We start from the raw sequence: 23,971 nt of genomic DNA on the forward strand, positions 1-23,971 counted from the left end.
GCATACCCTCCTTTATCTTAGGAAATCCAACAGACTCGGACGAATAATTCTAGCCATTGTATCTAAAGAAGCCTGATATACACTTTCAGAAGTCTTCAGATCAATAATAACTTTTGAGATATCTGCGTCCTCTACTTTGGATTGTAGATCCATATAGTTTAAATTTAAATCGCCAAGTCTGCTAAGCGTAAATTCCAAACGATTTTGTTTACCGCCCATCTCCGCTTGGGCAGTAATAGTCGTCTCTAAAGTCTTCTGAAGTGAGGGAATAGCACTTTGAATGCCTGCTGTATCATCCGCCAACAGCGCCTTTTTGAAATTATCTACGACAGCAAATATTCCCGAAGTGTCACCATATGCTCCAAACACCTGCTCTCCCAAGGTGTTCACGGACACCGTGATTCCAGCACCTACTTGATATCTCACTTCGCCATCATCCAGAGCATATGCAGTTTGCGTAGGATCATCAGGGAATGGCTTCTCATCGGTTCTCTCGCCATTAAAAATATACTTCCCCTTAAATTGTGAGTTGCCAAGGGAAACTAGTTGCTGGAATAGCTGGTCTACTTCTGCAGCAATATTGGCACGAGCGTCGGCCGGTACCGTATCCGTTCCGCCTTGAACCGCCAACTCCGAAAGCTTTTGGATAATCTGTGTAACTTCGGTCATAACCGTATCTCCATACTTTAGCCATGCGTCCGCATCATCCGCGTTTTGCTCAAACTGCGTTGTTGCCGTGATCTGACCACGGTATTGGAGAGCACTTGCAACACCCACCGGATCGTCGGAAGGACGATTAATCCGGCGCTGGGTCATCATTTGCTCCTGATACTTATCCAGTCTGCGATAGTTGCCTTGCAGGCCGCTCATCATGGAGCTAGTCATCATGGACTGGGTTATGCGCATGATTTATTCCTCCTATCTGCCGACAACGCCGGTACCGTTAATTAATTTATCCAACATCTCATCAATGGTAGTAACCACGCGCGATGATGCGCTATAAGCATGCTGGAAGCGAATAAGATCCGACATTTCTTCGTCAAGCGATACACTGCTAATCGATAGGCGGAGTGTATCAGCATGCTCAACCAGCAACGTGCCGTTCTCCACCATCTTGATGGCATTACTGCTGTCCGTACCTAATTTGGAGATAACGGACTGCAGATATCCTTCAAAATTAGTGATATCCGTTACTGAACCATTGTTGTTATTCGGATTGAAATTAAACGTACGTTCTGAGAGTTGCGCGATCAAAAGCGCCATGCCGCCGTTCCCTTTCAAAACCACCTCGGAGGTCGTACCATTCACCGGATCAGTCTTCATTTCGGTCCGCAGGGAGGCGCCGATGTTCTTCAGATCGGATTGAATGGTCTGGCTAAGCCTCATATTCCCCGCCGTAATCGGCCCTCCGTTAGCAGAAACAAAGAAGTCGCCGCCGGTCGTCGCTGGCTCATTCAGGGTATAACCCAGCTTATGCAGCCCATTTAGACCATCCACGGTATGCTTTGCATCCTCGGCTAGTTTTCGTGGATTATTCGCATCCATAACCGCATTCGGAATGTTTACGCCCGGTGGAAGGATCGTCCCAGCCGGCAGGGTCACTTCCACTTTTCCTGTAGCCAGCGTGTTGGCCATAATGTTCAACTGGGTGATATACCCTTGAACATGCACATCACGCGAGGTCACATAGCCGGCAATCTCCCCGCCGGTCAATGCGCCAGCAATCGCATTTGTAATCGGGGTAAACGTCATATCATCAACCACAACCTGGTTGCCAAACGTTACTTGATAAACGTCACCGGTCTCCGTGACATTGACGTTTCCGAGCAATGATAGCTGATCAACGAGCAGATCCCGCTTATCGCGCAGATCGTTTGCGTTATCACCAAGACCCTCGATGCGTTTAATGCTTTGCGTTAATTCCGCCACTTGCTCAATATAGTTATTAGCTTCCGCTACCTTGGTGTCGATGCGGGACGTCAAGTTGTTGCTGAGCGTATCCAATTGGGAGTAAATATGGTTAAACGTCTCCGTCAAAGCAATCGCTTTCTGCTGAACCGCCATACGGGCGGACAAATCGGTGTCGCTTGGATTTTTGCTCAGCGTCTGCCAAGCCGTCCAGAACTCCGCAATGCTTGCGCTCAAGCTGCTGTCCGAAGGCTCGTTAAAAATCCCCTCAATATTTGAAAGCGTCTCTTGTTGAACGCTCCATGTCGACAAATTCGTGTTCTGATTGCGGTATTCGATATCCAGCAGGAAATCCCGAACCCGCTGAATACTCTCCGCTTCTACGCCCATCCCGAGCTGACCAGCCGCTTGAGAGCGCTGCAATCCCGGAAAAGCGATCGGGTTAGCTGCAACCAGGCGGGTTGTCTGGCGGGAATATCCCGGCGTATTCGCGTTCGTAACGTTATGACCAGCTGTGTTAAGTGCAGCTTGCTGGGCAATCAAGCCCCTCTTTCCGATTTCGAGCAAATGAAAAGTGGATCTCATCTACATTTTCCTTTCTGCTTATGCCCTGGTATCAAACATGCTTCGGCCTTTGCCCGTCGGATTCTGATGTTGAGGATGCTGGTAAAGCATATCATCCTCCGGACGGCTGACTAATAAATTCAAACTATAATCTATGAATGCCAGAGATTGCTCAATCAGTTCTCGATTCATGGCATTCAGTTCTTTGAGCTCCATGAGCCTGTCCATTAATTGCTGCTGTACATCCTGCAGCTCTGTTTTTTCCTCCGGGTTAAATACAAGACGAGTCATTTCAGTAACCGTCAGCTGAAGCTGGGAGCGGATGCCCTTCTCACGTAAAAAATCATCTGCGGCACCTTGACGCAGCGCTTCCGTTTCCGCCACCTGCTTCAGCAGGCGGTTCTCCTTGGTCATGACCGCTGTAAGACGTTCCACATCATTATCCAGAATGGCTTGCCTTTTATCTTTCCCTGCCTCTATGAGCTGCTGATGCAGCTCATCCTGACGCTTCATATAATCGATTATGGACCTAGCACTCACTTGGACTCACCTGATTTATTGTAGGATTGAAAATACGGGAGCAACTTGTCTGCCAAACGATCAACCGGTACTTCATATGTGCCGTTGGTTACAGCTTCCTTCAAACGCTGAATTTTCTCCGCGCGTTCCGGATCCTGTACTTTACTCTGTGCACTCAGTTCCATCGCCTCCGGGGAGATTGATACTTCATCCTTGCGGCGTTTCTTCTTATCGATATGCTGCATCTCCCGAGATTCAATATTCCGTTGATACGAATTGATGCCGTTCACACGTCCCGATTCGTTAATCTTCACGCCCTATTCACCTCACTTAAAATAAAAGACCGATAAGCTTTACTAAGTTTATCGGCCGGATATGAAACATTGTTAATAGTTCAAAAGTTAGTATTTGCGCAGTTTATCGACTGCACTATAAGTCTCTCTGTCTTTGCGGGACCCAGGCTGATGTTCCTGGTCGCCAGCAGCTGCCTGCCTTAGCTCCCTCGTTAATCGGGTCCGGCAGGACTCGCACATATTGCTCTCGCGAATCAACGTTCCGCACACTTCGCAAGGATACGCCAGGTTCGGCGCGTTCGCAATCGAGATCCGGCCTTCCTTGATAAACTTCGTAATCTGCCGCACGGATACTTCCGTAGCCTCAGATACCTCATGGATGGTTGCGCCTTTTTGCTCACGCAGGAAGGTTGCGCATTTCTCGTATTCCTTCTCAATCACTTTCATGCATTCGGGACACATTTCCCGAATATTCACCGTATATAACTTGCCGCACCGAGGGCAATTCCCCAAATTCATGCTCAACAACCTCCATGCCACATAGAACCTTTGATACCCCTAGATTACATTATCTGAGGGCTTACGTCTATCATTCGAAAGGAGAATCCACATATTTTTCCTATTTCGGTTGTTTATGAGCGGGCCCAGGTTAAACTATAAATCTCGATAGGCATTTCCAAGAAGGATTCGTATCCTCGCAAAACCTGCGCGCAAGCGTTAATCGTACTCCCGGTGGTATAAATATCATCGACGAGTAATATACGAAGTGGCCCCATGATCGGTAATATCTCCTCTGGAGAACCAATATTCGCTGCGCCCCGCTTACTTATAGACCTCAACACTTCGGGTGCATGCTGTAACGCGCCAAAAACACCCTCCATATCCTTTAGCCTGTCCATCCGGCTCTTAAAACTCTGTTTATCCGTATGGCGGTTACGTTCCAGCAGCGGAACATAAGGAGTTTTAATGCTAGCCGCAAGCCCCATAGCCAGTACTTCCGCTTGATTAAACCCCCTCTCCCGCAGCCTTTCCTGGCTAACCGGAACCGAAGTGACGGCATGTATGCTCCAAGGCACACTACGAGCGTTCTGCAAACGAGGATCAAACATACGGACGTTCGCCTCTCGATGAAACATCGTAAAGGCTCTCAGCATCATCTCGACCAAAAGAGGCGCGTACCGCTCATTCCCCCTATATTTATATTGGGCCAGCCACTCCCTCATCTGCGCGTCATAGGTTACCGCACTCCGATTCAAAACAAAGCTCCGATCGTTCACGCCTAATCGAGTACAGTCGGGACAACCGATTCCCCGCCCACATCGCAAGCATCGGGGTTTGAAAATCCATGGGATCTGCCGATAACAGGCATGGCATAACCCCGGAAGTTCCTGGTTACATGAGCCTATTTTTCCGCAAGTGAGGCAGATCTCGTCAATCGGTTTTAGCAAACGATGCATGTGCCCGAAGAGTTGGCTTAATACGTTGGATATCAAAGACGCACCTCCCTTTCTTGGTTAGTTTGAAAATAGAATGCCGCTCAGCGGATAACAGACTACAGAGTGAACAGTGCGTTCATATCGCCATTGCGGACCACTGACATAGCCAGTTATATTTTCGTAGCTAATATTGGATGTGTTAAATGATTCCTGATTAATAATTCACTTGAGCTTTGGCCAACTGAACTCTCGATTCAGATGAAACCGCAGTTACTAAATCCCCCATGCACAGGAGCTGTTGAAGCTCTCGATCCATTACCATGTCAACAACAGTCATCTCGGTCATCTATTATCCTCGTTATGTAAGGATGGTCTGGAATTATAGGAATCTGAGAACTATGAGAGACACTGGGGATCTAAGGGATCTAAGGGAATCTAAGAAATCCAATAGACTATAAGAGTCTATGGAAGACTACGAGTATCCATGAGAGACGAGAATGTATGGGAGCTAAAAGTATCTATGTGAATCTATTAGATTCCATAAGGTACCATGAGATTAACATCAGGAGGACGAGAACTATAATTAACGCCCACACGCTTACTCCCAGTCACCCCTCCTATTTACCCGTCAACTCTTGAACTGTACGTAAATACCCGCCTTTACCAGCGATTCGGTTCATCGCCTTGATTTGCCGAACTGCCGAGCTTTGGCACCTAGTCCATTGTGGTGCTGCAAACACTACCCATCCTGCCGGATCATCCTTGGATCGGCCCGCACGACCGGCCATCTGAATCAAAGCGGCTTCATCAAAAAGCTCGCTATCTGCATCCAAAATGAAAACATCACTCTTTGGAACCGTAACCCCGCGTTCAAGAATGGTTGTTGTCACCAGCAATCGAATCTCGCGGTTTCGGAAGGCCATCACTTTGCCCGCCCGCTCCGGGTCGATGGATGAAGTCCCTTCAATCGGCATATTGGCAATCGCCTTGCGGAGCAGTTCCAGAATAGGATCAATATGCTTGATCCGGGAAACGAACAGGAACACTTGAGCTCCGCGTCTCAGGGAGGCGCTCAGGCTGCGAACCAGGAGTGGGGAAAGCTTTTTTTCTTTAAGACAGCGATTCACCGCTAACATTTTCAGTTTCTGAGGAACGGGTAACGGATGGCCATGGAAGCGTGCGGGAACTTTCGCATGTGGCAATCGGCCCGCAGCTGCTTCGCGCTGTAGAGGCGTTGGCGGGGTAGCCGACAGATAGATATATTTCCCCCCCGGTTTGCAAGCACCCTTGGCCGCGTAATCCAGCATCGGATCGTTATGATAGGGAAAGGCATCAATCTCATCGATCACGACCAGATCAAAAGCTCCCCTGAATCGCAGCAGCTGATGCGTCGTTGCCAGCGTGATGCTCCCCCGCTTCCAACGCTCCGGACTTCCGCCATATAACGTGACCACCGTCTCTTGGGGAAATGCCTTGGATAGCCGAGGTGCCAACTCCAGCACCACATCCCGTCTTGGCGTGGCGACCAAGACGCGCCCACCTGCATCCAGAATGGACTGCAGCAGCGGAAAGATCATTTCGGTCTTTCCGGCACCGGTCACCGCCCAGATGAGAAACCGTGCGGCGGACCTCGCGGAGCCCCCTGCGGGCGGCTCCGCCAAAAACCGCAGCGCAGCGCCAGCGGCGGCGCTCTGCGCTGCGCTAAGCCCCCACCGGCCCAAGGCCGCGGTGGGGGAACCCCCGGCCGTGCCCCGCACGGCCGACCCTGCTGTGCCATGCAGCAGCAGGGCACAAGCGCGGCTGCGCCCCATCGCGAGGCAGGCCTCGCAATAGGCGCAAGCCGCCGAGCCGCACGTGGCGCATGCCGTGCGGCTCTTGGCCTCGCTGCCGCAACGCCGGCAGCGGGGGGTCATGGCCCGGCGGCGGAGCCAGCCGGGCCCTCTGCGCGGGGCGGGCTGTGCCAGCCCCGCTTCCAAGCGCAGGCGGCCCAGCAGGACGCCGAGCTGGGCCGCAGCGCGCCAGTCGCCGTGCCCACGGCGACCTCCCCCAACAATGCTTCGACCTCGCCAGCAAGCAAGGCTCGTCCTGCCATGCACTCGATCAGCAGCTCAGCCTGCTGCACCAGGGCATCCCAGCCTACTAGCACGGCTCCCTTCTCGATCAGGGAACTTAGATAAGTCCCATCCAACAATTGGGTTTCCTGCAACAAGGCGCTCCATTTGGACCTACTGCTCTCCGGCTCTTGCAGTAAAAACGGGCTTAATGCCTGATACATATATCTCAGCCAATCCGGCCTCTCCCATCGATCCATGTCTGGAATCGGCTGAAATCTCGCTTGGATTTCAACGGCCCATCCCAGTGGTACTCGAGAGGACAGCAGCACCAATAACGGTGTACCAGCCCTTTCATCCGCCTGACTCATTCTTCCACACCACCATTGAAGATCCACCCTCAAATCCAGCGAGAGATAGCAATTCCATTTCTCTGCTACTCGAATGGCATATATGGCAATCTGCATGACATCAACTCCAATATTGAGACGTATAAACAGCTCAAAAGATCATGTATGGGTACTGGAACTTGGTAGTTCACAACATGCTTCAGTTGCTTTTCAGTTTAAAAAATTTGGTGGATCTAATACCAGTCGGGGAAGCATTGTATGAAAGATTCAATAGAACTCCGTAAATAACTATTAATTATGCTCCTTTCTCGAATACCTATCTTCCTTCCACAACTCCCACCCTTTAGCCAGCCCTGCTAATAGAAGATAGAATCTCAAGCCCGAGTTTGAGTTAGTTCCAATCAATATAGATGTACAATCGTCCTGATCTAACTGCAGTGACTTCCATTTCATATTTGTTTCTCACCTCAACGCCCAGATCACCCAAACCAAAACATCTCCATTGCACAACGCCTTTTGTCGAATACTGTCATAACTACGATTTATTAGCATCTGATCTCTACATCTTCCACCCCAATACGCCAATAAACGCAAAAAGCACACCCCTCGCTATACGCTCGGAGTGTGCTTCACGCCTTCAACAATATGAATATCATCCCGGGAACCAAAACAACTTGCCGATGTTTATCCCTGTACATATGGAATCTGAACAGCCTCCATCGGGTTTCTCAGATCGACCCGTATGACTTCGTCTTCATTCGGATCGACATCCGTTTCTTGTGATGCCGGATCACCGGATCTCCAAGTCCCGTATACCAGTTCAATTCCGGACAAATGAGTCAATCTCTTAACAATCTTTAACGTATCATCATACGACTGGTCATCAAGGACGGTGACGCGCACGCGCGTCCCGCTCAGCAGGGCATACCAGGAAAGGGCTCTCAAATACCATTCCACCTGCCGCTCATGGTTGGACGTGATCAGCACATAATGCCTGCGCCGCCCCGTGCCTTCACTAGCTCTTCGGAGATGACGGGCATGCACGATATGAACCAGAGCAACAGCGATCCCGTACACCGCGAGTATCCACAGCAATTGGGCAACCATGAGACTCACCTCCTTCTCTTATCAACAATATATGCTGACCAGGAAAGGACGGTGACAGTTATGTAACCGGTGCCCACACGGAACTTATCGGGAACGGCTTATTTGCCATAAGGAAGACGTTTATCGACATTCCCTCTACAAGATAGGCCGCCGTTCTTGCGATATCAAGAAAGCCCTCGAACTTATTCAAAAAAATACAGCGATATAAGCAGTTATTTATTATGTATGCTAGTTACCGAAAGAGTTCAGCCATACTGTAAACCCCTAATGATCATAACAAAAAGGAACCGCCCTTGGCAGTTCCCTCCCTATGTAAGACGCGTCCGTGCATTCGGATCGGCGATTACAACGTCACCCAGCCATACTTGATCGAGTTGATAACCGCTTGCGTACGGTCGTCCACTTCCATCTTCTGCAGGATGCTGCTGACGTGGTTTTTTACAGTTTTTTCACTAATGAACAGGTATTCCCCAATCATCTTGTTGCTCTTGCCTTCGGCCATTAGTCTAAGCACTTCCGCTTCGCGCCTTGTCAATGGGTTGTTCTCGCCTGCCACAAACTTGACTCCAGCTTCACGCGAACCGCTCTCCGCCATCGCGCCTGCTTCGTTTACATACGTCATCCGGCGGAGCTGGTGGATCAGCTTGCCCGTTACTTTCGGATGGATAAATGCATATCCTTCATGTACCGAACGAATCGCATTAATCAGTGACTCGGCTTCCATATCCTTCAGGAGGTAACCGTTCGCTCCCTTACGGAGCGTTTCAAACACATAACTTTCGTCGTCATGAATCGACAGAATAATAACTTTGATCTCAGGAAACATTTCACGTAGTTTCTCGGTCGCTTGAACGCCGTTTTCGGTCGGCATGTTGATGTCCATCAGCACGATATCCGGCTTTACTTCGTTGCAGAACTCAAGCACTTGAATGCCGTCGCCGCATTCGCCGATCACGTCAATGTCGTCCTCCATATTCAGTATGCGTTTCAGACCCTCCCTAAACAGCTGGTGGTCATCCGCTAATAATACTTTGATAATCGTGTTCTCTTTCTCCAAATGTTCCATCCGATTACTCCTTTCTCTTTTCTACGTTCGTCGGGATATGAATCACGATCTTGGTTCCTTGATTCTCGGCTGAATCGATCTCCATTCTCCCTTCGAGCAGCTCAACCCTCTCCCGCATGCCAATTAACCCAAAGTGGTCCTTGCTTTTCTGCTCCAGCAAATCGACATTGAATCCCAGGCCATTGTCCTGTACCACGATTTTGACCAATTGCGCCTGGTAGGTGATTTCAACAAGCACATAAGTCGGGTAAGCATGTTTTGCAGCATTCGAAAGTGCTTCCTGCACCAACCGGTAGATGGCCGCCTCCATCGCAGAAGAGAGACGATGCTCTTTCCCCCGTGTCTCGAAGATCGTGCGGATTTTCGATTTCTCTTCATAATCATGCACATATTTACGCAGTGTGGGGATTAATCCTAGATCATCGAGTGCCATTGGACGCAGATTGAAGATGACTTTTCGCATTTCCTCCAGGCTCGAACGCACCTGGCCCTTCAAATCTACTATTTCGTCCTGCACCATCTTAAATTCCTGCTTTGCAAGCATTCTTTCTACAATTTCCGTCCTAAGAACCAGATTCGCCAGCAATTGCGCAGGTCCATCATGAATCTCTCTGGATATGCGCTTCCGTTCTTCTTCCTGCGCCAGAATAATTTTGAGTCCAATGACCTGTCTGTTCTTCGCAGATTCGATGATTCGGGATACCTGGCCCAGCTCGCCGGACAAGTATTCCAACACTACGCCCATCTGAGATCCGATCGATTCTGCGCGCTCCACCGAGTTCTCGACATTGCGAACCCGCTTCTGCAGCTCATCTCGTCTTGCTTTCAGATACATTTCCTTCTCCCGGTAGATCATGAGGTCAAGCTGAAGCTGCGTTGCTTTCTCATACGCCTGCTTGATGTCCTCTTCCTTGTACCGGACGAAATCCCGGCTGACCTCGGTCAGCCGGATCCGGGAACGGCGGTAGTTCAGCTCCAGCTGATCCACCTTCTCTAAGGTTTCCGTCGTTTCTTTTAATGTCCGCTGCAGTTCATGATTGAGAGACGCGAGCTCCTGCCGCGACGCCTCCAATATTTCGAACATCTGGTATTTGCTGTCCTCCATCACTTTGATGGCATTTTTTATGACACGGTCGATGGCATCGGCTTGATAATCCACGCACTCTACTCCATTTCTAACGTTTCATATACATATCATACCATATCATGATTCGATCGTAACGGTCTTCGTGTTCTTGTCCCATTTTACTTTAAGGCCTAATTGCTCGGAAACGAGACGAAGAGGGACCAAAGTCCTACCGCCTTGAACCATAGGTGCCACAGCCGCCGAACTGCGTTTACCGTTGAGGATGAATTCTTTTTTGCCTACCGTCAATTCCATGAGCATGCCGCCTCTCAGGACGCCTACCCGCTGCGCGGATTGGTTCCAGGTCGCTTGCCCGCCGAAGGCGTCGAGCACATGCTTAATCGGAACATAGGTCGTTCCGTTTTTCAGGATTGGCGCGGAATCGATTGCCACTTTCGAACCATTCAGCATGAGCGATTTTTGCCCAATGGTCATGACCGCTTTACCGGTTGGAAGTCCTTCATTACCTGACAGGGACGGCATCGTGAAGCGAATATCGTCAAAAGACACAGCCCCAGTCAATGCACGCTCGTCCTGACCCTCTTCCACGTTCACGACATACAGCCGCTTCATCTGAGCCGGGAACGCAATGTTATATCCGCTCAAATCGATGCTCAGCGTCTTCCAGCCGCTCCAATCCATCGCCTTAGCCAGATCGACGTACACGGTTTTCCCGTTATTGTCCTTGAGCTCCGCACGCAGCCAGTTCAGGCTGTTATCTCCCTCCACGTCAATCGTCATCGACGTTGCCTGTGCAGGAATCGTTTTGCCTGTCGTGCCATTCAGCTCGGCATAAGCGTACATTTTTTGTCCCAGCCCGCCTGTCATATCATAGGTTAGGTTCAAGACTTTGGAGGCTGCTTTTGTTCCGCTGCCATTTTGGATCGCTGCCGTCCCGGTAACTGCAGGCACGTTGGTCGTGAACTTCACCGGGTAATTCACATTCTCGAAGTTCTCCCACGTACTCTCGCCTGCTGCCGACAAAATAACGACCGTGCTAAATCCGTCATAACGTGCGATGGCATAACCGACTTTTGTATTGCTGTTCACGGAGGAGACGGTCAGGCGGCCGTCTTTGACACTGCCTTTGAAGCCGATAAACTCCCATTTCAGCGCGCTGCTCGGAACCTCCAAGCTTTGGCCGCTGCTCGTTACGGCGGTTACCGGTACGGAAACGCTCGTTCCAGCCTGCAGCGGTGCACTGGAAACGCCTGTAGTCAAGGCAACGAGATCATCCGCACCCAGCACCTTGACTTGCATCGTCGCTTTGGTGCTGCCGCTTACCGCCGTCAGGGTCGCTGTGCCCGGCTTCGTTGCTTTTATGCTTTGGCCGTTAACCGCAAGGTTGCCGTTGCTGGATTTCCAGGTCGGTTTAATCGAGCCAGCCTCAATGGGATTATAGTAGGTGTCGTAGCCTTTGAGTTGATATGCTCCGATCTGCCCGATCAGCAGTGTGTTGCTGCCGCTTACCTTCAAGCCCTTCAAGCTGCCTTTAGGTGCCGTCGAGAACACGCCGAGTGCATTAACGATGCTTCGCTGCGTCGTCCCGTACTCCGTGTTGAAGGTCAGCTGGGTATTCATCTCGGCTAACGGACGGTTGACCATCGTGGTCGATCCGCCGCCGTCGAGGTTCATTCCCTTCCAAACGCCAACCTTCGTCATGAAATCCTGAAGCTGCTGCAGCGTCATGCCTTTGCTGTTATCGTTGCTCTCCGTGGCGATCAGGTAGGCGTAACGTCCGTCTTTGGAGTAACCCACCGCCGTACGCGCACGATTGCCTCCAAGATCATTCACGTTTCTTGAAAAGGACGTCGCTTTGCCGTTATCCACCAGTATCGTATGTCCGCCAATCATCATCTGCAGATTCGTAGGATCCAGCTTTTGACCGGTCTTTTTCGATACGAGCGCATAATCCGCTTCTAACCTCTGGCCTACGGCCAGGTTGTTCTTCACGAACTCGGCTGCGGCACCATGCGTACGAAGAATGTAGCTTCCTTCCGGAACTGCCGTAGGTATTCCGGCCATCACCGAAATATCCGTTATGACCCCGTCGGTCACCATTACTTCGGTCGGTGTGCTTGAGCTGTTTTTCGGACGCTCCAGAGCTTTCCATGCACTTGTGTATATATAAGCTGCGTTCACATGGCTGTAATTCGATCCGGTACCTTCCGGTGTGTATGCTGTTTTGTTCATGCCTGCCAGCGGGAATGTGGTTCCGTTCTCAGCGGTAATGCTTCCCGAAAAAGCAAACTCGTCCAGGATCGGCTTTCCGTCATTCGTCACGGCAAAAGCATACATGCCTTTAAGATCCGAAGGCGACGACATCATAAGACCATTCGAGACTTGCGCGCCCATCGGTGCTCCTTCTCTGCCAGTATTAAAGAAATCCCCGTTGATCGCTGCTACCGCACCGTTTTCCTTCGCCATTCCGCCCGTGCTTTGTCTTGTAGTAAATTGATTGCCTTGTCCTGTCATGACATCCAGCTTCACATATTTGTTGTTCAGATCCACCCGGATGACATTCGCCAGCGATTTCGCGCCGGCACTGTTGATGTACTGATACTTCATTAAAACCGCGCCGGACGTAATGATTTCCTCACCCAGCTTCTTCGCTGATGTGGTTGCCGCGTATGCTACCGTGGAAGCTGATAGATTCCCTATCACCGGTATTCCGCTGCTCAGCACAGGGCCCACCCAGATGACCCCGGCCAATGTGATAATCAACCATTTCTTGCCCACGCCTGATTTTGCAGACTTCAGTGTTTTCCCCTGACTAACCATGTAATCGTAACTCTCCCATCTCTCGTTCAACACGGATGCCGAACATATAAAGTCTCTATTTAATAGACTTCATTTTCGAGGAAAAGTTACGAATTTGTTATAAAAAAAACACTTTCGCGTATCGTACACCAAGTCTTAGCAAAATTGTAGCGGCATTTTTTAGGAGCCTATGTAAATCAATCCTATGTTACTATATTTTCATCTAAAAGTAACTAGTTTGTCATAAAGTATATTCCTTTATTACCAATTATTAATCAAAAACAGCCGATACCTACACTAGGCATCGGCTTTATAATTATTGCATTTTTGTCATAAATTCTAATTCCATCTCCAGTTTCATCACTACATCTTGAGAGGATTTTAAACACAAAAAGGCATGTGCCTTTTTTCAAAAGAAAAATGGAATGGCACATGCCTAAACTTTATATCCGGAACATATCCTAAAATTACCTTAGTTTGCGCCAGCTTGTTCTTTCAGCGCTTCGGCTTTGTCAACGCGTTCCCAAGGCAGATCCAGGTCGGTACGTCCAAAATGTCCGTACGCCGCCGTTTGCTTGTAGATCGGACGACGAAGATCCAGCATGCGGATGATTCCAGCCGGCCGCAGGTCAAAGTTGTTGCGCACAAGCTCAACCAGCTTCTCTTCGCTCACTTTACCTGTACCATATGTGTCGACACTGATCGACACTGGGTTAGCGACACCGATGGCGTAAGCCAATTGGATTTCGCACTTGTCCGCGAGTCCTGCGGCAACCAGGTTTTTAGCCACGTAGCGCGCCGCGTAAGCAGCGGAACGGTCGACTTTTGTAGGATCCTTACCGGAGAATGCACCGCCGCCATGACGAGCGTAGCCGCCATAGGTGTCCACGATGATTTTGCGGCCTGTCAGACCAGCATCGCCTTGAGGACCACCGATGACGAAACGGCCGGTAGGGTTGATGAAATATTTAGTTTCGGCGTCCAGCAATTCAGCCGGTACGACAGGAAGAATAACTTGTTCTTTAATATCCTTCTGGATTTGCTCCAGCGTTGCTTCTTCGGCATGTTGAGTCGATACCACGATCGTATCCACGCGAACCGGCGTATTGCCGTCGTACTCAATCGTTACCTGAGTTTTACCGTCCGGACGCAGGTATTCCAGCGTACCGTCTTTACGAACCTCGGACAAACGACGAGCGATACGGTGAGACAATGCAATTGGAAGAGGCATCAATTCTGGCGTCTCGTTGGTTGCAAAACCAAACATCAGACCTTGGTCACCAGCACCGATGTTCTCGGTTTCCTTGTCCACTTGGGAAGGATCACGATTCTCCAGTGCAGCGTTTACCCCTTGTGCAATATCGGCCGATTGCTCATTCAGCGATGTCAGCACCGCGCATGTATTGGAATCAAAACCGTATTTAGCACGGGTATACCCGATTTCCTTCACGGTATTGCGTACGATGGATGGAATATCCACGTATTCAGATTTAGTGCTAATTTCACCAATGACCAAAACAAGACCAGTCGCAACGGAAACTTCACAAGCTACGCGCGCGTTCGGATCGTTAGCCAAAAAAGCATCGAGTACCGCATCAGAAATCTGGTCACAGATTTTATCCGGATGTCCTTCAGTTACGGACTCAGATGTAAATAAACGTCGCCCTGTTAAAGACATGAGATCAACCTCCCATATGAATAGTATGTGATATATCAAGAGGTCCTACACAAAAAATGAACCTTTTCCGACAGGAAAAGGTTTGAAATGTACAATCCTCAACATGCATATTAACTTATTTGTTACCAGGTGTCAATCCAGTTAGTGAGCTGTTTTTCAAGGATTTTCTTGGGTTTTTCAATCGGATGTTAATCAAGAATAAGTTCCCTATACAATTGAAAAATGACTACAGTCTGCCGAAGAGGCTTTGCTCGGCGTTTTGAACCAAACGCTTCGTGATCTCTCCGCCAACGGATCCGTTCTCGCGGGATGTCAGATGCCCCCATCCAGCACGACGGCTGGAGTAACCTCCTCCGATGGCTCCAAGCTCAGAACCGAATTCCGTATCCGCTCCATACGAGCTGCTGCCATATCCCACCGGTAATCCAAACTCTGCTGCGATTTCGTATTTCATTTGCTTCAGCATTTCACGACTTTCCGGAACCACTTGACGATTACGACTGCTGCGTGCCATGAAATACACCTCCTGTATTGGTTTTTACAGAAGTTATTATTTGTCGAGAACACAGCGTCAACACGTATAAAACGTTGTCACAACTGGCAATAATTATAAGAGGATCATACCGAACGAAAGTTAACACGTACTTGGTGGAAGAGGCAATATTAGCAGGGGCTATTGCCCCTAGTTGCTGACACTATTTAATGGTGTAACCGCCACGTACCATGACAATCAGATTGCTTGACTGCCCTTCTTTCACCTGAATACCGCGACCTTCACGCGGGAAGGAAAGCAGATGGTTCTTAGGCGCCGTTTCGCCGTTTAACAGGTCTTTACCATCCGTAAGGTCCGCAACGCCGCTAGCGACTTCTGTGTAGATCACAGCGTTACCTGAACGTACAATGAACTCCGTTCCTGCGTCGGCGATTAGAATCTTCCCTGGCTTCAACGCCACGTTTTTCACTTCATCGGCACCTTGCGATGGTTGCGTAGGATTGGTTGGGTTGGTAGTCCCCCCACCACCGCCATTGAGTGCTTGCTGGATTTGTTGGTCTACGTAACTCTTGGTGACAACCGGATCGTCAGTAGTGCCTGGGGTGGTGCCTGCGCCGTCGGCGGGGGTGTTGAGGATGGAGCCGATTGCAATCCCGATAGCTAGCACCAAAAATGCAGACAAAACTTTCATCTTCATCATTTTCTTGTTTTTCATACTGCACCTCTTCAATAACTATAAATTTAAAAGAACCCTTACCTCAAGGGTAAGGGTTCTAATAAGGCATTACAGATACAGATTAGTTAACGCGTGCTGAAACACTAAAGTTGTCAGCTGCATTTCCGCTCTTATCTGTGAGGTACAAACCGTCTGGGTTACCTTTCAGTTCTACCTCGATCAAAGCAGTTGCAGGAGCAGCATTATCAAGAGTAATTACCAATTGATTTCCGCTAACACTTGCAGTGTAATCAGCCACTTCAACTGCGTTACCATTTACACGAACTACAAATGTAGCTGCAGTTTGAGCAAGGTTAAGGTCTTCAGTGAAGTTAATAGTAACTGCAGTTGCAGTTGCACTAACTTGTTTAGTACCATTGGAGTTTTCAACAATGGATGGCTTAATTTTGTCAGCAACATCTTTCTTGATTGGAGCAATCTTACGACCGTAGTTATCTACAGTATGCAGATCAGCTGAGCTTGTAGAAGAAGTTCTCAATTCTACATCACCTGTGTTAGCAGGAAGATCTTTAGTAAGATTGAACTCAACAGTTGTTTCGCCGTTAGCAAAGCCTTTATTTGTTACGGAGAAGCCATAAACATCAGTTGGTACGGATGCAGAACCAACTACAAAGTCACGTGCATCAACATATCCCAACTCACCTTTAAACTTAGCAACAATTGTTCTTGCACCTGTAGCATTCACGTCACCGATAGCAACGCGGGAAACTTCTTGTGCTGTCAGATCAGTAACACTTCCAGTTGTGTTTACATAGTTTCCGTTAAGGTCAGCTACGTTGACAACACGGATTTTCTTAGCAACAGTATTATCACTGAAGTTAGCATTCAGATCATCTTTATTTACAGTAATTACAACTGTATTAGCTGTGTAAGAAGTGATCGATGCATTTGCTGGAATTGGATAATAAGTGCTTCCAACAACATAGTTGTACTTGTTAACATCAAGCGCATTACCTTCACCAGAAGTTGCAACGTTTCTGTCAAACTGTACATAAATGTTGTATTGGTCATTTGCGGAATCAAGAGTATACCAAGCAGCAGTAGTCTCGATAGCGCCAGCTTGTGTTACATTGATTTCCACAGTTTGAGGTACCATAGTGTTACCAAAAGCAGTGTTGTCGCGGATTCCGGAGATTTCCAGAGTGTATTTGCCAGCTGGCAAATTCGATCCGATAGACTTCAGAACAGCTTTAGTGTTATCAACAGTTCCGTTAGCCTTCGTTGCATAGCTAGGAGAAGTAGTTGGGTTACCGGCGCTTGTGAAACCAGCTCCGGAGAACACTGTTCCATCTGCTTTTTTCAGAACAAAGTTGCTTCTGTTTTGAATGTCAGACTCTTTAACCGATTTAGAGAACTCAACAGTGATTGCTGTTGTGTCTGTGGACTTCGCATTGACACCAACAACTGTTGGACGCTCAGTATCAACTACAGGAGTTACTTTAGTCGAACGGTTAGAAGAGTTATTGCTGTAGTCACTTACAGCTTCAAGGAAAACTTCTGTTTCGCCCAGACCCAGACGGTTAGGTTCAGTGAAGCTCAATGTAACTTCATTGTCACTAATTGACACTGTAGCTGGTCTTGCAGTAGAAGTATGATAACCTTTGCTTACCGATTTAATCGGCTCGTTGAAAGTCACAACTACTGTTTGCAGGTCTTTAGCAACAGCAGATACAACCTCTGGTGCAGCAGTATCTTCAACTACCGAGAATGTGGAACTTGCATTACCAACTTTAAAGTTAGCAAAATCAGTTACACCTTCAGCTGTCAAAGTATGCTCACCAACAGCAAGTGGAGTAGAAATAACTACGGAATTTGTAAGGTAGCTATAAGTAATTGTTCCGGAAATCGGTTTACCATCGATACGATAGTTAGCGATGTTACCAGCAGAAAGTCTTGTTACAGGCTCGGAGAATTGAACGCGTACAGCGCTTGTTCCCAGACCAGTAACCGTTTTAACTTCAGGAATTGCAGTATCATTCACAGAGAAGGAAACTGTTTCATTGAAAGTTCTGCTTCCATCGGAGTTTTTAACGCCATTCACTTTCAGGTTGGTAGCTTTTTGCTGTGGCAATTTGTTACCATTCTCAGTCAGTGTCAGCGTAACAACTCTCTTGTCTGCAGACAGGGAAGCAGAGTCAACTGCAACGTTGCTGATCGTGTAGTTTTCTTCGTTGGTAGCAGTTTTAGTATCAACTTCACCGTCGAAAGTTACAACCAGTTGCTTGTAGTTAGTACCCGCAACGCTTTGAATCTTAGTAGCTGCAGTTACAACCCAAGTTACTTTTTCAGTGTAGTCGTAGTTGTTGTGGGAGAACTTAACTTCTGTAGCTGTGTTAGCTTTCAAAGCAGTTTCCAAAGTTACTTTAACAACTTCGTTGTTAGCAAGTTTGAACTCAACTACTTTGCCGTCTTCTTTAACTTCGTAAGAAACTACAGCTGGTTTTTGTTGAGCCAGGTAGATGGAGTAAGCTACGTCAACCAGTTGGGAACGGGAAGCGTTCGCTTTAGGGTTCGCTTTAGCGTCTACCAGACCAGCGTTGATTGCTGCTTGCACATAACCTTTAGCCCAATCAGAAGCGTTGTTGTTCGTTTCAGTTGGGATTTCGAGTTTTTGTGCAGTAACGAGAACCTTCGCCATTTCTTGAATGGTGATTTTACCATTGAAGTCGAAGATCATTTTCGTTGTGTTTTTACCTTCCATCAGACCTGCAGCGTAAACTGCTTCTACGTAAGGAGCTGGCCATTTGTCAGCTTTGTAGTTTTTGTCTTTGAAAGATGCTTTGCCTTCGATTGGCTCAAGACCCATGATACCAACCAGGACTTTAGCGAACTCAGCGCGAGTCATTTCTTTGTCCAGGCCAGCAGTTCCGTCTGGATAACCAGTGAAGATCCCTTTTTCTTTCAGTACATCAAATTTCTGTTGAGTGTTGAGTGCGTCGTCACCGAATGCAACAGAAGCAAACATGGAGAATGCCATTGCTGTAGACAGTGCTACGGATAAAATTTTCTTCATAACCTTTTTTTCTCCTCCTTGAATCATCACTTGATTATTTTCTTTAATTTGGTAGCTCTTATCACTCATTTGTCCTGCACCTCCTTTCCCGAGTTGAGCATAAATCATAAATGATGTCTGTGACGATATCACAGAATCTTGTTAACGAGAGAACACTACATACTAGAATAGATTCCTAATCCTACCTAGGTATTATACAACGAGTCCCCAACACCGTAAAGAACATTTTTCTAATTAATAGACAATCTTCTTGCATCGGATAATCTTGGTTACTTCGTTGGGCTCTACATTATAAACGTTTGATTTTCCAAAAAGTTGCGGCAGTTGCAAAGTTTTTTTAAAATTTTTTTTCAAAGTTCCCCCGCTTCATATAACAGGCCTTCATTTACATATTGCGACAACAAAAAAAGACGCCTTATCGGCGTCCTTTGTAGAATGCTAGCGAATCTTCATAGCGAGTTGGATAATCCGCGCGCGCATTTCTGGATTGCTGTGCAGCGTGCTGTACATCTGATCGATCTCCGCTTTATTCGTACGATATGTCTTATCATGTTTAATTGTAGTATGTGACCATTGGATCAACGCATTCTCAGCCGCTGTCATTTCGTTAAATGAATCATGAAAGCCTGTCTCAACAACGAGTCCCTCCATGACTTCCTGAGTTATCTCATCATGAGTGGCACGAGCCAGCTCAATCTTCTTCTCCATCACTTTGGCTTTTTCCTCGAACTTGGTCTTCGCCTTCATGTAGTCGAGCTGCGCTTTTGATAATATCGGCTTCATAAATTCATCTTCACCCTCTAAAAATAGTATGTGCTTCCGCTATTGTAGCGTATTCTACATGAAATTACAAAACAATAGATATTGGTAAACGGTTTCCGCGGGGCATAGTACGCCCATAAGATCTTGTTAATTATGACATATATAACCTGTTCCTTAAAAGCTGTGCAGGAAAAAAAGAGAGCCCTGCCAATAGAAATTGGGCATCGGCTCTCGTTCCTTTTGTCATGTAAATCCTAACTTATGAATAATGGCTTACAGCATTTTCAGCTTGCTCATCATGCGTTTAACGACGGTTGCCGTATCGGCACGATTCAGCACCGCATCCGGGTTGAAGTTATAAGTCGGCTTTCTCTCGCCTTCCTTCAAGCTGTTCGCAACGCCGGTCAGAATGCCGGCCTTGCTTACGGCAAGAATGGCTGGATAGGAGTAGTTCGACTTGATATTGCCCACATCTTCGAATTGCTTCTGAAGCGCTGCTTTATCTTTTTCGACTTCGCCCATCTTCAGGTTCAGCGCGCGTGCGATCATATTGGCCGCTTCCTCGCGGGTCAGCTCCATATTCGGAGCAAAGCTTCGAGGCGCAATGCCGCGGATGATCCCTTTTCTGGCTGCCGTCTCGATGTAACGGTAATCCCACTGCATGCTGTTGACGACACTTTCCTGATAAATGTCATCAAAGGTCAGCTTGTTCTTGTCGGTATCGTAATCCAACGGAATATCCAGCAGCTTCACGATAATCGTAGCAAATTCGCCGCGAGTCATCGGATCATACACGCCGAACGCATCCTGCTTGGACGCTTTCATGTATCCTCTGGCCAGCATCAATTCGATATCGTTGCGAGCCGTCTTATGCGAGATTGCATCGGAATAGCTGTAACGCAAGGATTTAACGGCGTAGTAACCGAAGCCCTTGAATGGAGCGGTAATGGTTTTCTTCTTGGCGTCTACTTTTCCGCCGATGTTGATCCAGGTTCCTTGGGACGGGTTGTACCACCAGATGCCCAGATTGCTGGAAGCCGAATTCACCAGCGCGGAATCGTATTTCAAGGTAATCGTACCTTTTTGGGAGAGCTCCATCCAGTTTTGAGGAATCAAGCGTTGATGGAATTCGTGCCCTTTTGCGTACGGATGCGTTGCCGCTTTTACATTAAAGTCTTCCACGTTGCTGCTGTAGGCATTAAGCGAACCTGCATCCAGCCAGTAAAGCGGAGAGGCATATCCGAAATGCGCAGCCGGCGTGAAACGGAACGCATTGTTGTTATCCCCTGGTATCAGGGACAGGCGTCCGTCCATTTCCACGCCGTTCTCGATTTCGCCGATCCGGTTATAGGCTTTAATCGTACGACCATCGATCTGGTTGGCAATGCCGAACAGGATGTCATGCTCGCCGAGCAGGTTGATCGTTGGCACTTCAGCCGTAGGGCTTGATTTCGCCTGTTGAAGCACGGTGCCTTTCGGCAAGGACAGCGATACGCCGCCTTTAAATACGGACACTTTACCGGACTTCGAAATATTGGTTTTAAACTGGGAGCCTTCCGTTGCATCGTCTGTGTACGTTACGACGAATTGGCCGTTTGTCTTTTTGGTGCCTTGTTCGATCGTAAACTTGATGGTGTTTTTGCCGTTTTTCAGGTTTTTGACCTCAAGACGGAAAATGTCGCTGATTTCGGATTTCACCATTGGCGTTTTGCCAATCAGAATGGCGTCAGCTCCCTCAGCCTTGATGCTTACCTCTACAAAGTTCTGTTTCAGCACGCCTTCGTTCGGCAGTTTAGGAGACAGCACTTGGTAAGGTGCACGTTCGCGCGTGATTTCGATGGTATCGGTTGTTGTAACCGACTGATAACGCGAACCGATGCTGATTGCCTGCAAACCAACCTCTGGTAGTGCGAGCTCTTTGAACACCACGCGGGCCGAGCTGGAGTTTGCGCCATTGCCAATGGTAAAGTACCGGTCGTAATCCGCCGGATTAATGGGATCCAATTGCGTCTTCAGGGCACCGCCCGAAAGAGTCCAGGTTCCTTGGTTATTTTTGGTAAATACTGCAAAGATGGTTGGCGTAGGATGACTGAGGTTCACCGTAATCTCATCCGTGTACTCCACTTCAAAGCGAAGACCCAAAGCTTTTTCATATGTGTTATACGCATTCTCAGCCGTTTCTCGGAACAATCCGTCCGGATCGGATTCCGTTGCGGAGCCAACCGGGAATGGGATCATGTTTTTGATAACCGAACGGGTATCGCTAAAATAAAGCAGGGTCAGCTTCGTCGAGATTTTCCCGCTCTTGTCGGCGACCACCAACGTATTCGGACCTGGAATCAGCTGCAGGAACGTCGTATCCGTAAAGCTGAATTCCCCGTTGCCGTTCACGTTCAGATCGCGAGTGTTACCGTTCAGGGAAATCGTAAGTCCTGTAGTCCCTGTGTAGTTGACAATGCGTCCTGTCACTTGGTTGAAATCCGAGCTGTTCTTAAATACCTGGTTGTTGTACAAATTGAAAATATCAATATAAGAAGAAGACAAGAACGTCACCGGGATGACTTTGGTATCGGAAACGCCCGACCCATTGCTGACCTTGATGATCAGATTTTGCTGACCTGTCGGCAGGTTCGTGATTTTGAAAACCGTGTGGCTGTTATAGGTAAACTTCTGAGCGATCGTGCCGCCGCCCTTGCTGGACTCTATCTCGACATTGCCTGCGTTCACTTGCTCGACCATTAAATAGATCGGCAGTTCATTCAGGACGGTGTTGTTACTGCTTGGGAAAATGGATTGGGAGGTAGCCGATACCGTTCCCCCGCTCTCCGTTACGCCGTACAATTGGTACACCTGCTTGATGGTAGGCGCACTGACATCGCGGTAAGTAAAAGAATTCTTCACATCAAAGCCCGTGGTAGTATCCTTAGTGAGTACAAAATAATCCCCACTCTGAGTGATGCTGGTAGTGCCGGTCGTTGTAAAAGGATACATCAAGGTATTGCCCAGCAAGCTTGCCGCACCTACGGTTGCTGGCGAGGTCATGATCGGATTTGTGGCTCCTACCGAAAATACGGATACTTCAAGGATCGGGGGAACCGCTGGGGTACCAGCCGGAGGAGCATCCACGATCACATAACCGGAGATGACGCCGTTCACCGTACCGGTAACAACCGCCTGTCCATCGATATTTGTGCCGCCAATCTTCAGTTGATTGACAGTTATAGAACCTGTCGGATGATAAACGACCTGTCTATTGATGGTCTGGGATTTCGATTCGGAGTTCACGACGATCACCAGATCATTGACGCCCTTCTGCAGCAGGATCCCTGCGGAGTAATACGTATCGCCGCCGCCGGCATACATATTCTGCCCATTGACGGTAACACCCTTGGATCCATTCGTCGCTTTGACGGAAATGCTGACGGTCTGCGTAGTAACGACAACCGGCTTGGAAGCATTCTCTTCCAGAACGCGTCCATCACTGAGCGCTACTTCGTAAACAGCCGGTACATCGGAGAACTTCACGTAGGCCGTAGCACTCATCTGCTGGCCTTGCGTGCTCATGCCGGACACGATGATTTTGTTCACGCCTTGGTTCAGCTGCACGCTCAGGAACTCGAACGTATTCGCTGCTTCGTCCAGGATCGGCTTGACGCCGGTGCCGCCCGTGGTTGTGTCATCGAACCGTTTGATTTCATACGAGATGGTGTTCGGATTAATGCCGTTGTAGGTACCCGAAACCGAAATGGAGCTCCGGTTCTCCGGCGTTGGAGAATTCGGATCCGTACTTAGATTGGAAAAGTGAAAAAACAAGGCTCCATTTGCAGCTGAAGCCGGTAATGCCGGAATAAGGGAAAAGAACATAGCAATGGCCAATAACAGGCTTGCTATTGTACGGAAATTTTTCTTCAACGGTTGTGCCTCCTTGATCATTCGGACGTTGGCGTCCGTTTTGGGTGTTGCGTCGTTCACTGGGTCCCCTCGCTTTCACTGACAGATTGGTACTTGCGCATAGTTCATATATCGGTCCCAGACATTCAATTATTTAGAAAAAAGCACAAAAAAGCCTCACCCTTTTTGGGCGAGGCTGGCATGTCCGTACCGGACTC

The 23,971-nt window shown here is 48.4% G+C and carries 16 protein-coding genes and 1 pseudogene; all 17 read right to left on the minus strand.

Features of this window, described 5'->3' with window-relative positions:
- Nucleotides 1-12: 12 nt before the first annotated feature.
- The gene (gene flgL, locus MHH82_RS30120) at nucleotides 13-906 is read right to left on the minus strand and encodes a flagellar hook-associated protein FlgL (RefSeq protein WP_340969206.1); all 894 of its coding nucleotides are present in this window, start codon (nucleotides 904-906) and stop codon (nucleotides 13-15) included.
- A gap of 12 nt (nucleotides 907-918) precedes the next feature.
- A complete protein-coding gene (gene flgK / locus MHH82_RS30125; protein ID WP_340969207.1) occupies nucleotides 919-2,493 on the minus strand; it encodes a flagellar hook-associated protein FlgK in 1,575 nt (524 codons plus the stop codon).
- 18 nt (nucleotides 2,494-2,511) lie between these two features.
- Nucleotides 2,512-3,012, minus strand: coding sequence for a flagellar protein FlgN (locus MHH82_RS30130; protein ID WP_340969209.1), 501 nt, complete (start codon nucleotides 3,010-3,012; stop codon nucleotides 2,512-2,514).
- A complete protein-coding gene (flgM, locus tag MHH82_RS30135; RefSeq protein ID WP_015737724.1) occupies nucleotides 3,009-3,305 on the minus strand; it encodes a flagellar biosynthesis anti-sigma factor FlgM in 297 nt (98 codons plus the stop codon). The genes MHH82_RS30130 and flgM overlap by 4 nt, the downstream gene beginning before the upstream one ends.
- An 87-nt stretch (nucleotides 3,306-3,392) precedes the next feature.
- Nucleotides 3,393-3,803, minus strand: a complete 411-nt coding sequence (locus MHH82_RS30140; RefSeq protein WP_009594229.1) for a TIGR03826 family flagellar region protein — start codon at nucleotides 3,801-3,803, stop codon at nucleotides 3,393-3,395.
- 113 nt (nucleotides 3,804-3,916) lie between these two features.
- Nucleotides 3,917-4,393 carry a ComF family protein gene (locus MHH82_RS30145; RefSeq protein ID WP_340969213.1) on the minus strand — a complete coding sequence of 159 codons (477 nt, stop codon included), beginning with the start codon at nucleotides 4,391-4,393 and terminating at the stop codon, nucleotides 3,917-3,919.
- A 944-nt stretch (nucleotides 4,394-5,337) separates the two neighbouring features.
- Nucleotides 5,338-7,238: pseudogene (locus tag MHH82_RS30150) on the minus strand (DEAD/DEAH box helicase).
- 567 nt (nucleotides 7,239-7,805) lie between these two features.
- Nucleotides 7,806-8,228 carry a hypothetical protein gene (locus MHH82_RS30155; protein WP_015737728.1) on the minus strand — a complete coding sequence of 141 codons (423 nt, stop codon included), beginning with the start codon at nucleotides 8,226-8,228 and terminating at the stop codon, nucleotides 7,806-7,808.
- A 343-nt stretch (nucleotides 8,229-8,571) separates the two neighbouring features.
- Nucleotides 8,572-9,294 (minus strand): response regulator, encoded by a 723-nt coding sequence (locus MHH82_RS30160; protein WP_009594205.1) that lies wholly within the window; start codon nucleotides 9,292-9,294, stop codon nucleotides 8,572-8,574.
- Nucleotides 9,295-9,298: 4 nt separating this feature from the next.
- A complete protein-coding gene (locus MHH82_RS30165) occupies nucleotides 9,299-10,453 on the minus strand; it encodes a sensor histidine kinase (RefSeq protein WP_009594214.1) in 1,155 nt (384 codons plus the stop codon).
- Between the two features lie 45 nt (nucleotides 10,454-10,498).
- Nucleotides 10,499-13,201, minus strand: a complete 2,703-nt coding sequence (locus MHH82_RS30170; protein ID WP_340969215.1) for a phosphodiester glycosidase family protein — start codon at nucleotides 13,199-13,201, stop codon at nucleotides 10,499-10,501.
- 451 nt (nucleotides 13,202-13,652) lie between these two features.
- The gene (metK, locus tag MHH82_RS30175; protein WP_340969217.1) at nucleotides 13,653-14,858 is read right to left on the minus strand and encodes a methionine adenosyltransferase; all 1,206 of its coding nucleotides are present in this window, start codon (nucleotides 14,856-14,858) and stop codon (nucleotides 13,653-13,655) included.
- Between the two features lie 226 nt (nucleotides 14,859-15,084).
- Nucleotides 15,085-15,372 carry an alpha/beta-type small acid-soluble spore protein gene (locus tag MHH82_RS30180; protein ID WP_340969218.1) on the minus strand — a complete coding sequence of 96 codons (288 nt, stop codon included), beginning with the start codon at nucleotides 15,370-15,372 and terminating at the stop codon, nucleotides 15,085-15,087.
- A 181-nt stretch (nucleotides 15,373-15,553) separates the two neighbouring features.
- Nucleotides 15,554-16,066 carry a hypothetical protein gene (locus MHH82_RS30185; RefSeq protein WP_340969220.1) on the minus strand — a complete coding sequence of 171 codons (513 nt, stop codon included), beginning with the start codon at nucleotides 16,064-16,066 and terminating at the stop codon, nucleotides 15,554-15,556.
- Nucleotides 16,067-16,148: 82 nt separating this feature from the next.
- Complete coding sequence (locus MHH82_RS30190) at nucleotides 16,149-19,169, minus strand: S-layer homology domain-containing protein (RefSeq protein WP_340969222.1); 3,021 nt, start codon at nucleotides 19,167-19,169, stop codon at nucleotides 16,149-16,151.
- Nucleotides 19,170-19,538: 369 nt separating this feature from the next.
- Nucleotides 19,539-19,883 carry a hypothetical protein gene (locus MHH82_RS30195; protein ID WP_009594240.1) on the minus strand — a complete coding sequence of 115 codons (345 nt, stop codon included), beginning with the start codon at nucleotides 19,881-19,883 and terminating at the stop codon, nucleotides 19,539-19,541.
- Between the two features lie 252 nt (nucleotides 19,884-20,135).
- On the minus strand, nucleotides 20,136-23,774 hold the full coding sequence (locus MHH82_RS30200) for an S-layer homology domain-containing protein (RefSeq protein WP_251501329.1): 3,639 nt from the start codon (nucleotides 23,772-23,774) through the stop codon (nucleotides 20,136-20,138).
- Nucleotides 23,775-23,971 lie beyond the last annotated feature (197 nt).

The sequence above is a fragment of the Bacillus sp. FSL K6-6540 genome, from assembly GCF_038007545.1.

Excerpts from the sequence above, each read along its gene's own strand:
- flgL (WP_340969206.1), bottom strand. The coding sequence starts at position 906 with ATGCGCATAACCCAGTCCATGATGACTAGCTCCATGATGAGCGGCCTG.
- flgK (WP_340969207.1), bottom strand. The coding sequence starts at position 2,493 with ATGAGATCCACTTTTCATTTGCTCGAAATCGGAAAGAGGGGCTTGATT.
- MHH82_RS30140 (WP_009594229.1), bottom strand. The coding sequence starts at position 3,803 with ATGAATTTGGGGAATTGCCCTCGGTGCGGCAAGTTATATACGGTGAAT.
- MHH82_RS30145 (WP_340969213.1), bottom strand. The coding sequence starts at position 4,393 with ATGTTTGATCCTCGTTTGCAGAACGCTCGTAGTGTGCCTTGGAGCATA.
- MHH82_RS30155 (WP_015737728.1), bottom strand. The coding sequence starts at position 8,228 with ATGGTTGCCCAATTGCTGTGGATACTCGCGGTGTACGGGATCGCTGTT.
- MHH82_RS30160 (WP_009594205.1), bottom strand. The coding sequence starts at position 9,294 with ATGGAACATTTGGAGAAAGAGAACACGATTATCAAAGTATTATTAGCG.
- MHH82_RS30170 (WP_340969215.1), bottom strand. The coding sequence starts at position 13,201 with ATGGTTAGTCAGGGGAAAACACTGAAGTCTGCAAAATCAGGCGTGGGC.
- metK (WP_340969217.1), bottom strand. The coding sequence starts at position 14,858 with ATGTCTTTAACAGGGCGACGTTTATTTACATCTGAGTCCGTAACTGAA.
- MHH82_RS30180 (WP_340969218.1), bottom strand. The coding sequence starts at position 15,372 with ATGGCACGCAGCAGTCGTAATCGTCAAGTGGTTCCGGAAAGTCGTGAA.
- MHH82_RS30185 (WP_340969220.1), bottom strand. The coding sequence starts at position 16,066 with ATGAAAAACAAGAAAATGATGAAGATGAAAGTTTTGTCTGCATTTTTG.
- MHH82_RS30190 (WP_340969222.1), bottom strand. The coding sequence starts at position 19,169 with ATGAGTGATAAGAGCTACCAAATTAAAGAAAATAATCAAGTGATGATT.
- MHH82_RS30195 (WP_009594240.1), bottom strand. The coding sequence starts at position 19,883 with ATGAAGCCGATATTATCAAAAGCGCAGCTCGACTACATGAAGGCGAAG.